We start from the raw sequence: 12096 nt of genomic DNA, 5'->3' as shown, positions 1-12096 counted from the left end.
AAATCTTAGTGAGCTTGTGAATACAATATCAGAAAGATTAATCTAATATTTTTCCATAAAATCTGCTGATATCAAAATAAAATCCCGGGATTTTGTACTTATCTTTTTCAAATTCCTGATAATCACATTTTCCATTATGGCTTTGTGCCGTGGTTTCCATTTGAAACCTGTTCAAAAGCGCATATTCATCAGTAACGGAAATAACATGAAATCCTGTCTCACATTTCAATCCATCACCGGAAGTGAGAATAGCGTTTAATAATCCGTGGAAATTTCCAGCGATTTTTTCAGCAGTGGCGTCGTCTTTATTTAAATGATACAGATACGCAAGATAATTCATGGCACGCAGATCCAGAGGGTTTTCATCCAATGCATCCAGAAATAATTGGATCCCTTTGGAAAGATCTTTTTGTGAAATACCTTCCCCTCGATAATATTTGGCAACCTCTTCAGCCTTCTTCCCGATTTTATAGGGATGATACTCCTTTTGAAAGGTGTAACCGAAGTAAAGATGGCGATATTGACTGCTTGTAAGAAGTGTATCATTCTGTTTTAATCTTTTTAAAAGCTTCGGATAATAGAATTCCGAGTTTTTATCTTCAATATTTTTTTGAATTAAAGAATAATCAGGTGCCTTAAATTCCATTTTTTGTGCATGCAGGAAAGTAAGCAGTGTTAAAAGGAATAAAGAGAAAAATGCTTTACTATTCATAGTTTGTATAACGTTGTTGTGATTTTTTGACGAGTTAAAAATACGGAATATGCATTAATAAGATAAAAGTTTACTGCCTATTTGTAAAAAAAACAATAAAATATTGTCAAAGTGTTATTTTGTGTTGATAAATTTACTAACTTTATTCTGAATTTAAGAGGTTACCCCTTACATTGGAAGGGGTAAACGTAATTTTTAACTAAAAAACTAGAAATATTAATGAGCAGTAGTATCCAAGATGAATTTAAAGTCTTCAGAGACGAATTGAAAAAGTTAAATATCGAAGTACAGAAAGTTGTAAAAGTAGGAAACGGAAGTATGGATTTCCATGAGGTTTTCTATAAATCGCCGAGGTATGAAGAGGTAAAAAGTATCTATGTTCAGCGTCATAATCTGGACAATATGATTGAAAAATTTAAGCAAGCCTATCATTAAGAAATAGACTGTGCGCCGCAGAGAATCTGCGGCGCACAGTTTTTATAAGACAGTATAATATTAGTCTTTATCTAATGTGGAAGTGTCTTTCGTATCTTTCATTCCGGCATAAACGATCAGAGAAAATAAAATACATCCCGTAATGTACCAGTAGAAATAATTTTCGGTTCCTGTCTGCTTAAACCATAAGGCAATATATTCTGCTGTTCCTCCAAAAATAGCTACTGTAAGTGCATAGGGAAGTCCCACACCCAGCGCCCTGATTTCAGAAGGGAAAAGTTCTGCTTTTACAACAGCATTGATAGAGGTATATCCACTGACAATGATCAGGGATGCCATAATCAGGAAAAAGGCGGTCCACACTGAAGTTGTCGTACTTAAAGCAGTGAGCAGAGGTACAGTGAATAACGTTCCTAAAATCCCAAAGCCTAAAAGTAGCGGCCTTCTTCCGATTTTATCTGATAATGCTCCGAAAGCAGGCTGCAGACAGGCAAATATAAATAATGAAATAAATGAAATAAGGGTAGATTGCTCTTTAGTCAGATGAACGGTGTTCACTAGGAATTTTTGCATATAAGTAGTATAAGTGTAGAAGGCAAGAGTTCCGCCTAATGTCAGCCCCACTACTGTGAGCAAAGCTTTTGGATGCTTGAGAAGTTCTGTTACCGTTCCCTTTTTCTTTTCACTAAGTTCTTTTTTATTCTCAAATGCTTCGGTTTCATGAAGATTGGCTCTTAAATATAAAGCGATAACAGAGAGTAATGCTCCAATAACAAAAGGAATTCTCCAGCCCCATTCTTCAAGCTGGGTCTCTGTTAAAAGAAGTTTCTGTAAAATCAATTGTATTCCCAATGCAATCAGCTGGCCTCCGATCAGCGTTACATACTGAAAGCTGGAATAAAATCCCCTTTTATCTTCCGATGCCATTTCGCTGAGGTAAGTGGCGGAAACTCCGTATTCACCTCCCACGCTCAATCCCTGCAATAATCTGGCGACCAGTAATAAAGCAGGAGCCAGGATTCCGATAGTCTTATAAGTAGGAGTAAGGGCAATCAGCAGAGATCCGAATGACATGAGTAGTACAGAAAGTGTCATTGCCTTTTTTCTTCCGATCTTGTCCGCAATACTTCCGAATATCCAGCCTCCAATGGGGCGCATCAGAAAACCTACCGCAAATATTCCCGCTGTATTCATCAGCTGTGCATTCATATCAGAATCCGGAAAAAATGAATGTGAAAAATAAATGGCAAATGCTGCATAGGCATACCAATCATACCATTCTACAAGATTTCCTATAGATCCGCCAATGATGGCTTTGATTCTTTGGCCGGTAGTAATAGAGGATGAATTCATAAATGTTATTCAGACAAGTTTTGGCATCCAAGATACAAATTTCAGAAAAAATAAACCTTTCTGAAAAAGAACGGTTGAATAATGGGTATGGGTAAATTTTTAAAATCTATATCCAATAGAAAGTCCGCTTCTGAAGCCTGCCCACGGACCATCCACTTTTATTTTGGCTCCGTTGGCATTGGTTTCCACAGTATAATCTACAAAAGGAATATCCAGATTTTCTATTTCTTTTTTTAATTGAGCCTGCATGTCAGGAGTCAATACATAATCTGAGGTCATCATAAAATCACCTTTTCCGCTTCCGTAGTGAGCACCTGCAATCCAAAAATCCAGGACAAGATTTTGACTTCTGGTGAGAAAGAATTGTACTCCGACCATCAGGCCTCCACTGTTTCCTTTGGTATCTCCCTGACCCTTAAGAGGAATCTGATAGGTAACCCCATTCGGACCATTATAATCATAATAAAAATCAAAAGTATTGGATGTGACGCTTGAATACCGATAATAAGGTGCAAAATAAAATCCTTTTCCGTAGCCTTTACCAATATAAAACCTGGGTTCTATGGTAAAATTGGTGGCTTTTACCCTAAGATTCCGAAACCTTTTCTCATCTTCATCTTTCAAAAAGGCATTGATGAATGGTACTTTCCCTTCAGGCATTGTCCCGAAACCGATATTTACCGAAAACCACTGATTGATAGCCCGCTCATAAGACAGGTTAATGTTTCTGAAAGCGTAGGCTGTAACATTGGTCTTGATGATATTCATCTTTTCTGCCGAATTGTTTTGGATTTCCTGAGCTTCCAATATTGAAAAAAGAAAGCACGGAATTAATATGAATGCTTTTTTCATGACTTTAATATTTTGTGGTGTTAAATCGTACCAGCAAAAAACGGGCTGTATTTAACATAATAATTAGAATTTAAAGAAAAATTATTGACAAATCTTGAATGTTAGCGATCATCAATGTAATACACATCGGGGATTGATTGTCCTAATAGTATAATTCATCTTTTGATATGAAAAAAACTATTTATACCATATTCTTTCTTTGCGGAGCTTTTACTTTTGCCCAGGAGAATAAAAATGATACAGCCGATGTTGCAGCAACAAAAGAGATTCAGGAAGTTATTTTAAAATCACAACGTAAAAAACAGTTTGCGGATAAAGCCGTTTATACTTTTGATAAAGAAGCATTGGAAAGAGCACGCTATGCAAAAGATCTGCTTCGTACCCTTCCGGAATTACAGCTGGATCCGGTAGCGAATACTATTACCAGTACGAAAGGAGGGACTACATTATTTCTGATCAACGGGATTGAGGCTACAGATATGCAGATCCGAAGTGTAGCTCCCAGTGAGGTTGTGAAGGTTGAGTATTATGATATTCCGCCGGCAAGATGGGCAACAAGGGCAGATACTGTAGTTAATATTCTGACGAAATCTACAGAAACTGGATATGTGTTCGGGGCTGATGTTTCTACAGCTCTCAATACGGGGTTTGTGAATGGCTCTGCTTATGCCAATTATACCAAAGGGAAAAATAATTTCGGACTTGAATATTCTCTGAATCTGAGGGATTATGATGACCGAAGAGTAAACAGTATTTATGATTACCAGCTGAACGGAAAGCATTATCGTTCTGATGAGAATAGGAAAGATCATTTCGGGTATACTTTCCAGAATGTTGCTATACGTTATACCAGACTCGTTCCTGATGATTATGCTTTTCAGGCCAAACTGAATATGGATATTTTCAGCAGATTTTCAAAAGGAGTAGGGCAGAGTGTCTTTAGTGAGGATGATCTGAAGGAAGAACATGCAATGTTTAAAAATAACGGTTCGGATTATGTGATTCCTAAGCTGGATCTTTATTACTCTAAAAAGATTGGTGAAAAAGATGAGCTGAGCATTAATGTAGTAGGTTCTCATTACACGACTAATACTTCAGAAACAGCGAAGGAGTGGATTGAGGGCTCAGGACTTTCAGTATATGATAATGATATGGTTTTAAAGGCAAAGCAAACGAGTCTGGTAGGAGAACTTGCCCATACTCATGATTTTAAAGCAGGGAAACTTTCATCCGGATATCGTATCTCCAGGTCCTCTATTTCAAATGATCTGAATAATCTTGCCGGATATTCTCAATACAGTGTCAATTATCTGGAACAGTATTTTTACACAGAGTTTGCAGGGAAAATTGATAAATTCAGCTACCGTATCGGAGCTGGTCTAACGAATATCCACAACAAAAGTGCAGAGAATACTTTTGATGAATGGACTTTTACTCCAAAAGTGATTTTAGCCTATCAACTTAAAAACAATCAGAACCTTCGTTTTACAGCAAGTTATAATCCGGTAAGCCCATGGAGTAATGCTTTGAGCAGTAATGTGGTGCAGCTTGCTCCTAATATTGTCCAAAGAGGAAATCCTTTTTTAGAATCTCAGCAGGTATTTTCTAACAACCTGACCTATTCTTTTAATAATAAATATTTTGATTTCAATGCAGGTTTATTTTACCGGTATACCAACAGGGTAATCAATCAGTATTATGTTCAGGATGACGTATTGGGAGGCTATGCACTGACCTATGAAAACGGTAAAAACGGACAGCGGTATGGAGTACAGCTTACAGGATCTTATAAACCTTTCGGAAATAGCCTGCTTGTAATAAAAGCTGTGATTACGCCTACTTCTGAAACGGTAAAAACCAGTACCGGCGCTTTGATTAAGAATGATTTTTTAGGAAATTATTTTTCGCTTTCTTCAGAATATAAATCCTTCTCACTTCAATATCAGTTCAATATTCCGGTATATAATCTTAATGGAGCTTTTCTCAATACAAACGAAAATCAGAATAATATTTTTGTAAGCTATAAACACAAGAACTGGACGTTTTCCACAGGAATGTACTGGATAGGTATGCCTTCGGAATATAAAACGAAAAGTTTACCGGAAAGCTTAGTGGATTATAAAATTCATACTCAGATTATGAATAATAAATCCATGTTTGTATTAGGATTAAGCTATGATTTTTCTAAAGGGAAAAAGACGGAACTTCAGCGGAAGCTTAATAACGAAACAGCTCCTGCAGCTACTTTTTAAAAGCAATTTTGAAATGTTAATAAGAAATCCCCGCTCATTTGTAGGAGCGGGGATTTTGTTTTTATTATTTCTTGATGAATTTTGTATTCTTTGTGTCTGCAGCATTTTTTCCACTGATCTCGATGAAATAAGAAGCTGGCGGAAGGTCTGAGATTTGAATATTTCCTGATTTTACATCGGAAGTTTTAACCAGTTTCCCATCCAGGCTGTAAATATTTGCTTTGGAATAATGGTCTGTATTTCCTTTAAAGCCGATAAAGTCCTGTGCAGGGTTAGGATAAACCATTAAGTTTTCTTTTTTCACGGCAGCATTGCTAGTTGCCAGAAATGCTTCGTTTAAAGCTAATGCAGTGGCTACTGTCTGGTTGATGCTTAACAAAGGAACACTGATATTTCCGCTTGTAGAATTTAGCAAAGCATATCTGTGAGAAGCATCGTAATAAGCATAGGCTGTATTGGTAACTGTTCCAATAGGGTTAGCATAAATAATATCAAAAGATGCATATAGATTAAAGTTCTGTGTATATTTTACTCTAAGAACATTACTATATGTTTGGTTCCCTATAATGAGCGTTCCGTATGCATCAGCAATGGCAGCCATTGTACCGCTGAACAGTCCATTGGCAGAAGATGAAGAGAAAGTTCCTTTGGCTGTATCATTTTGGGCAGGTCCATAGGTCAATGGATAACTATTATAAGTACCATTATCCACGTTAAAATTTAAAGTTGCCTGTGGATTTACAATTCCCGTGATTTCCAGTTTAGTAGTAGAAGCTTTGTAATAAATGGTTGTTGCCCCATCTGCCATTTTAATAGTTGAACCCGGAAAAGTTGTTATTTCAGCAGAAGTAGGAGTCGAATAAGTCGTTACTGATGAAACTCCCATGGTAAGACCTCCGTTTGAAAATGTAGCATTAGCCCCTGTTGCAGAGTTGTTTACTACTCCGGTTACGTGATTGTAATTGACAACGTTTCCGGAAATAGGGTCATTGGCTGCTTTTGTAAGCGTGATCTGCGCAGAAAACATTGCAGAAGCTCCTAATAAAAGGAGTAAAGATTTTTTCATAGTCAAGATTTTTTTTGTTAAAAATAATTAAAATATGGTATCAAAATGTTAATTTTATTTGTTTTTGATTAAATTTTTAACAAAAACACCTGCTGATCATATCAGCAGGCGCCTCTGTGCGTTAAAAATATTTAAGTTTAATTGCTCATCACCACTTTACGATAAGCATAAATGTCTTCGATGGTCACAACGCTCATCCCTTTTTTGATAGCAAAGTCTACAATTTCCGGAAGTCTTGCCATAGAACCGTCTTCATTGGTCAGTTCACAAAGTACGGCATCATCACCCAGATTGGCCATTTTTACAAGGTCTACGCTGCCTTCGGTATGCCCGCGTCTTTCAAATACACCATCTTTTCTGGCAATCAGAGGGAAAACATGCCCCGGACTTGCAATGTGCTCTGCCTGAGCACCTGCTGCTACAGCAGTTCTGATTGTTGTTACACGATCTTTAGCAGAAACACCTGATTCCACACCTTCTCTGGCTTCAATGGAAATGGTGAATGCAGTTTGATTTTTTGAATTGTTGTTTTCTACCATCGGACGAAGGTTGAGGTGGCGGCTTTTTTCCTCAGAAATACATAAGCAGACGATACCGCTGCATTCGCGGATCAGAAGTGCCATGTCCTGTTCTGTAATTGTGGAAGCGGGAAATATAATGTCGCCTTCGTTTTCGCGGTTTTCATCATCTACCAGTAGAATACCTTTTCCCTGTTGTAAAGTTGAAAGTGCTTTTTCTACACGTTCTTTGGAGGTTGCTCCGAATTGTTCTAATAATTTTTCCATGTTATTTTACTTTTAAAAGTTAAAATAGTCTTCGGTACATGGAAATGAAATACAACGCAATAAGAGTCCATAAGGAATCTTATTGGTCATCTCATTTTCTTCTCCCATCCAGACTTTAACTGTCGGTTCCGGAATTTCACCAGATCAGTCCCTTCATAAGAAAGGAGTCGCGGACTGTAACCGCCGGTAGGGAATTTCACCCTGCCCCGAAGAAAACTTATACTAAGTTTTGCTGTATGTTGTAATTTAAATTTTTATTTCATTGAATAGTATTTAACGCACAGACCGCTAATTTCGGGAAGTTTTTTGAAATGGAGAAGAGATATTTCAGATTTATAAGATCATAAAAGGATATTTATTTTTTAAGCTGTTCTCAAAATTTTTTCCATTTTCTTTCCTTTTGCCAGCTCATCAATCAGTTTGTCCAGATAGCGGATATTTCTCATAAGCTCATCTTCAATTTCTTCTACACGATATCCACAAATCATACCTGTAATCAATGAAACATTAGGATTCATCTGCGGAGCCTGTTCAAAAAAAGTTTTAAAATCAATTTTGTGATCCAGTATTTCCTGCAGTCCTTTTTCATTATATCCTGTGAGCCAGAATATAATTTCATGTACTTCCTCTTTAGTACGTCCCTTTTTTTCTGCTTTTTGAATATAATGTGGATAAACACTGGCAAAAGCCGTTGTGAAAATTTTGGTATTCTGCATCATTAAATATTAGATTAATTTTTTGATAACTCCATCAAGAATCGCATTAAATTCATCCGGTTTTTCCAACATAGGATAATGTCCGACTCCCTCAATGGTAACATAATCATAGTTTTTTAAATATTGGCGGTTAGCTTCCACATCTGTAGGAGAAGCGTCAGAATTGATCGCTATCACGGGTACTTGAACTTGCTTTGCAATTGTTCTGAAATCAGTTTTATACAATGGTCTGAGGACATTGATTGCCAGTTCAGGTTCATTCTGAAGAAATTCGTATTGTAATCTTTCTTTTACGTCAGAAGGAGTTTGTTCAACAAACAGATATTGTGGCAGAAGGTTTTCCACAGTGTGTTTAAAGTCAGATTTATACAATGATAAAACTTCTTCGGTCTGCTCTTCCGTATAAGATTCATCTAAATTTTTCAATGTATCAATGAGAATTAAGGCTTTTACCTGTGGGATTTTCAATGAGGCCTCAAGTACATAAGCTCCGGACATAGAATGGCCAACAAGAATAACTTCCTGAGAACCGGAAGCATCAGCTACTGCTTTGATATCGTCGGCATATCTGGTACTGGTCCATTCCTGTCTGGATGCGGCTGATTTTCCGTGTCCCGCAAGATCTATCTGGATAATATGATATTTATTTTTGAAATTTTCCTGTTGACTTGCCCACCATTCGGTATTGCCTAGCCATCCATGCACAAAGATTAAGGTGGTATTTCCGTTGCCTGATTCTTTATAGTGAATTTTCTGACCATCTGATGATACGGTGTATTTTTCCATTTAAATTAAGAGTATTGGTGTATGATGAATCAAATTTACAAAATCACAGCGATCATATAAGAATTGTAAATGTGTATAAGTGAAGATTAATACTGGAAAATGTAGATAAGTTATCCACAAAACTTATCCACATGATTTTATATTGTGGAAATCTATAGTAAATTAATATATGGTATAAGTGATTGATTTTAATATGATTATAAGGTTTTATTGTAATGGATGAAAAACTTATCCATAGTCTATCCACAGAAGTATATTGAAGTATGAAAAGTTATCCACAAATTTTTCAAGATGTGGATAACGGGATGTTTTTAATTTAAATTATTTAAAATCAGTGATTTAATTAGGTTTATACTGAGGTTCTGAAATTCTTTATCAGACTTATCCACAAAACGGATAATATTACTGCTTATCCTTATAAATATTCCAGAAGTTGAAATCTGTCATAGGAGCGTCTGTTATTCCGATATTTCGTCCCATCGTTACGATCTGCCCTCTGTGATAAGTCCCGTGAAGAATGGCGTGCTGAATGTATTCATATTTTGAAAAATCACACTGAAACCATTGAGACTCTATCTTTACATTCTTTGAAAGATCGTCTTCAGTGAGGCTTTCCACATAATCTACCAGCTTTTGTGAATTGTTTTTAATAGCATTGAAAACATCTTCTTTATCCGTAGTTTCTGTAGTTTTAGTAAAATCGAAATCATTTTTTTCAGAAATGTGACTCCACCAGTATTCCTGGGTCTGCCAGATATGGTGTAAAGTTTTTAGGATAGTGGGAAAACTTGAAATTGTTTCCTGATTAAGTTGTTCATCAGACTTTGTGGATAACCAGTCAATATATTTGTTGACTACCCAATTATTGTACTGTACGCTTTTGTTGACTAATGTTTTTAAGCTCATAATATTAGTATTTAGTTGGTGTTGGTTAAAAAAAAGAAGATATCAGAGTCCGAAATGCGGGTCTTTATCTGTGTTTTCAGAATTAATGAGAGCTTTGTTACTGTATGTAGCGGCTTCAAAATCATTAATACTTACAGAAAGAAAAGAAATATCAGCCAGCAATTCAGAAAGTTTGGTGCAGATCTGTTTGGAAAGATGGGCTTTTTGTTCTGGAGTACGGCCTTCCATAATATATCCGAAGACGTGCAGGAAGTTTTTTTTCTGAATACCTAATCTATAATATTGATAGGGCTTAAGTCTGACTTTGATATCGTTGGGAGCAAACAGGCCCGTTGCATCAGCAGTTTCATATAGTGCATCCATTAATTCTTCGGGCGTTCTCAGCTGAAGAATATCCTGTGAACAATCTATAATAAAATGAGGCATAGATTATATTTTGTGGTTTGGTTTTGTGTGACATAAAAGTAATAAAAAATATCAACGGATATTAAAAATAAAAACCGCACTCGAAACAGTGCGGTTGAAGATACTTTTTTTACTACGTAATTGCTGTTTTTATTGAACTGATTTTTTGATACTGAAAGTTGGTTTCACTGCATTGGTCATGTCGAGAACAATATCATAAAATCCGTCTTCATTGATTGGGAAGGCATATGCATCAAAGGCAAGACTTTTATTATCATTATTCAGTCCGAGGCTGTATCCCCAATCATTATTAAATCTGAATTTTAAATCGCCTTTATTCAGTTTATAGTTTTTCAGAAAATAAATATTCGGGGTTTTGGGATTTGTCTGTAGTGGGATATCTTTTCCATCCCAACCATTAGGAGTAGCATTTCCTATGATTCCCCAGGAAAGGTTTTGTTTATTTTTTTTAGCTGTTTTCACCGTTCCATCCCAAAACTGAATAACAATAGTATCTATTTTTCCGTTTTGATCAGGTTTAAATGTACAGGTAAATTTATCATCCAGTTGAAATGATGTTTTGCTTTTTGGCAATAAGGCGTTTCTAGGATAACTGCCTTCTTTGAAAACCAGAAATCCATCAGCGCTGTTTATATAAAAATTTGAATTTTCAGTGGAATAAACTCCTTCCAGTTTTTTTAAATCCTCCACACTCACTTTTGCAATGGCTGGAATGGTATAAGGCTTATTGTACAGTATTTTTTCTACCAGAGGAAAAATAAAATCGGTGTGTGATAATTCTGAATTTGAAATTACAATCACACAAATATCATCTTCCAAAATTCTGTAATATCTGCTTCTGTAACCTGGCCCGCCGCCATCATGACCTACCCGTTTTTTATCAAAAACAGTCGAAATCTGAAAGCCTAATCCGTAATGATCTTTAAGATAAGGAGTAAAAGCTTTATCAGTTGTTTCTTTTTTCAGGAGCGTGTAATTCTTCAGCGCTTCATTGAACTTAAAAAGATCTTCTACAGTAGAATACATGGCCCCTGCTCCAAAAGGATGATCGGTTTTGAAACGTAATGCTTCGTTTGAACTATTATCAGATAAAAATTCATATCCGAATGCTTTATTTTCATCGGTAACAGTATTGAAGTTGAATCCACTGTGATCCATTTTCAGGGGTTTTAGTATATTATTTTCTATCACTTTATCATAATTCAGACCGGTCACTTTTTTAATAATATAACTGAGAATATAATAGCCGGAATTGGAATAATCCCAATCTTTACCAGGTGAAAAATTCAATGGTTTTGCGGAAATATATTTAAAAAATGTTTCTTCATCTACAGTATACTCAGAATTGGTATCATTGGGAATTCCTGAGGTATGGGAAAGCAGGTTGGCTAAAGTGATGCTGTCTCCTTTCGGAAAGTCAGGATAATATTTTGAAAGTTTGTCATTCAAAGATAATTTTCCCTGTTCTTCCAGTTGAAAAAGAACTGTTGCAGTGAACATTTTTGTGGTAGAGAAAACCCGGTAAAGGCTGTTATTGGTGTTTTTAAGTTTTTTAGGCGCATTTCTATAGCCGTAACTTTTTTCAAAAATAATCTTTCCTTTTTCAGCAATCAGAACAGAACCGCTGAACAAGCCGGCTTTTTCATACGTTGAGAATAACTGTTCCAGTTTTTTGGATTTCTGAGAAAAAAGAGGACTTGCTGCAAGCACTAAAATAATGCAGGTTAAAATAGACTTCATGTAATTTTTTAAATAAGACACTTTTAAGTGTTATAATATTACATGGGGTAATAGAAATATTTTTGAA

General features: G+C 36.0%; 12 protein-coding genes and 1 riboswitch. Of the genes, 2 read left to right on the top strand and 10 right to left on the bottom strand.

What is annotated here, in order from left to right; all coding sequences use genetic code 11:
- Window positions 1-37: 37 nt before the first annotated feature.
- On the bottom strand, window positions 38-712 hold the full coding sequence (locus tag FW781_RS09425; RefSeq protein ID WP_149387163.1) for a DUF4919 domain-containing protein: 675 nt from the start codon (window positions 710-712) through the stop codon (window positions 38-40).
- Window positions 713-931: 219 nt separating this feature from the next.
- Here FW781_RS09425 and FW781_RS09420 point away from each other — a divergent pair, with 219 nt between their 5' ends.
- On the top strand, window positions 932-1147 hold the full coding sequence (locus tag FW781_RS09420) for a hypothetical protein (RefSeq protein ID WP_047386142.1): 216 nt from the start codon (window positions 932-934) through the stop codon (window positions 1145-1147).
- Window positions 1148-1207: 60 nt separating this feature from the next.
- Here FW781_RS09420 and FW781_RS09415 read toward each other — a convergent pair whose 3' ends face one another.
- Both FW781_RS09415 and FW781_RS09410 read right to left on the bottom strand, forming a co-directional pair.
- Window positions 1208-2500, bottom strand: a complete 1293-nt coding sequence (locus FW781_RS09415) for an MFS transporter (RefSeq protein WP_149387162.1) — start codon at window positions 2498-2500, stop codon at window positions 1208-1210.
- A 99-nt stretch (window positions 2501-2599) separates the two neighbouring features.
- The gene (locus tag FW781_RS09410; RefSeq protein WP_149387161.1) at window positions 2600-3352 is read right to left on the bottom strand and encodes a DUF3575 domain-containing protein; all 753 of its coding nucleotides are present in this window, start codon (window positions 3350-3352) and stop codon (window positions 2600-2602) included.
- 167 nt (window positions 3353-3519) lie between these two features.
- Here FW781_RS09410 and FW781_RS09405 point away from each other — a divergent pair, with 167 nt between their 5' ends.
- Window positions 3520-5604: a TonB-dependent receptor domain-containing protein gene (locus FW781_RS09405; RefSeq protein WP_149387160.1), complete on the top strand. Its 2085-nt coding sequence runs from the start codon at window positions 3520-3522 to the stop codon at window positions 5602-5604.
- Window positions 5605-5668: 64 nt separating this feature from the next.
- Here FW781_RS09405 and FW781_RS09400 read toward each other — a convergent pair whose 3' ends face one another.
- The 7 genes from FW781_RS09400 to FW781_RS09370 all read right to left on the bottom strand — a co-directional run bounded on the left by FW781_RS09400 (window position 5669) and on the right by FW781_RS09370 (window position 12029).
- Window positions 5669-6670 carry a T9SS type A sorting domain-containing protein gene (locus tag FW781_RS09400; RefSeq protein WP_149387159.1) on the bottom strand — a complete coding sequence of 334 codons (1002 nt, stop codon included), beginning with the start codon at window positions 6668-6670 and terminating at the stop codon, window positions 5669-5671.
- 137 nt (window positions 6671-6807) lie between these two features.
- Window positions 6808-7455: a 3,4-dihydroxy-2-butanone-4-phosphate synthase gene (ribB, locus tag FW781_RS09395; protein ID WP_149387158.1), complete on the bottom strand. Its 648-nt coding sequence runs from the start codon at window positions 7453-7455 to the stop codon at window positions 6808-6810.
- A 92-nt stretch (window positions 7456-7547) separates the two neighbouring features.
- Window positions 7548-7673: riboswitch (FMN riboswitch) on the bottom strand.
- A gap of 144 nt (window positions 7674-7817) precedes the next feature.
- Entirely contained in the window at window positions 7818-8171 is a 354-nt protein-coding gene (locus FW781_RS09390) for a DUF2200 domain-containing protein (protein WP_149387391.1), read from the bottom strand.
- A gap of 9 nt (window positions 8172-8180) precedes the next feature.
- Complete coding sequence (locus FW781_RS09385) at window positions 8181-8957, bottom strand: alpha/beta fold hydrolase (RefSeq protein WP_149387157.1); 777 nt, start codon at window positions 8955-8957, stop codon at window positions 8181-8183.
- Between the two features lie 402 nt (window positions 8958-9359).
- Window positions 9360-9863 carry a DinB family protein gene (locus FW781_RS09380; protein ID WP_149387156.1) on the bottom strand — a complete coding sequence of 168 codons (504 nt, stop codon included), beginning with the start codon at window positions 9861-9863 and terminating at the stop codon, window positions 9360-9362.
- A 42-nt stretch (window positions 9864-9905) separates the two neighbouring features.
- Complete coding sequence (locus tag FW781_RS09375) at window positions 9906-10289, bottom strand: 5-carboxymethyl-2-hydroxymuconate Delta-isomerase (protein WP_149387155.1); 384 nt, start codon at window positions 10287-10289, stop codon at window positions 9906-9908.
- A 129-nt stretch (window positions 10290-10418) separates the two neighbouring features.
- A complete protein-coding gene (locus FW781_RS09370) occupies window positions 10419-12029 on the bottom strand; it encodes a serine hydrolase (RefSeq protein ID WP_149387154.1) in 1611 nt (536 codons plus the stop codon).
- Window positions 12030-12096: the final 67 nt, after the last annotated feature.

The sequence above is a fragment of the Chryseobacterium panacisoli genome (genome assembly GCF_008274625.1).
Taxonomy (GTDB): domain Bacteria; phylum Bacteroidota; class Bacteroidia; order Flavobacteriales; family Weeksellaceae; genus Chryseobacterium; species Chryseobacterium panacisoli.
The sequence above is the reverse complement of the archived record's forward strand: the minus strand, read 5'-3'. Positions and strand labels throughout refer to the sequence as shown.

Excerpts from the sequence above, each read along its gene's own strand:
- FW781_RS09425 (WP_149387163.1), bottom strand. The coding sequence starts at position 712 with ATGAATAGTAAAGCATTTTTCTCTTTATTCCTTTTAACACTGCTTACT.
- FW781_RS09420 (WP_047386142.1), top strand. The coding sequence starts at position 932 with ATGAGCAGTAGTATCCAAGATGAATTTAAAGTCTTCAGAGACGAATTG.
- FW781_RS09415 (WP_149387162.1), bottom strand. The coding sequence starts at position 2,500 with ATGAATTCATCCTCTATTACTACCGGCCAAAGAATCAAAGCCATCATT.
- FW781_RS09410 (WP_149387161.1), bottom strand. The coding sequence starts at position 3,352 with ATGAAAAAAGCATTCATATTAATTCCGTGCTTTCTTTTTTCAATATTG.
- FW781_RS09405 (WP_149387160.1), top strand. The coding sequence starts at position 3,520 with ATGAAAAAAACTATTTATACCATATTCTTTCTTTGCGGAGCTTTTACT.
- FW781_RS09400 (WP_149387159.1), bottom strand. The coding sequence starts at position 6,670 with ATGAAAAAATCTTTACTCCTTTTATTAGGAGCTTCTGCAATGTTTTCT.
- ribB (WP_149387158.1), bottom strand. The coding sequence starts at position 7,455 with ATGGAAAAATTATTAGAACAATTCGGAGCAACCTCCAAAGAACGTGTA.
- FW781_RS09390 (WP_149387391.1), bottom strand. The coding sequence starts at position 8,171 with ATGCAGAATACCAAAATTTTCACAACGGCTTTTGCCAGTGTTTATCCA.
- FW781_RS09385 (WP_149387157.1), bottom strand. The coding sequence starts at position 8,957 with ATGGAAAAATACACCGTATCATCAGATGGTCAGAAAATTCACTATAAA.
- FW781_RS09380 (WP_149387156.1), bottom strand. The coding sequence starts at position 9,863 with ATGAGCTTAAAAACATTAGTCAACAAAAGCGTACAGTACAATAATTGG.
- FW781_RS09375 (WP_149387155.1), bottom strand. The coding sequence starts at position 10,289 with ATGCCTCATTTTATTATAGATTGTTCACAGGATATTCTTCAGCTGAGA.
- FW781_RS09370 (WP_149387154.1), bottom strand. The coding sequence starts at position 12,029 with ATGAAGTCTATTTTAACCTGCATTATTTTAGTGCTTGCAGCAAGTCCT.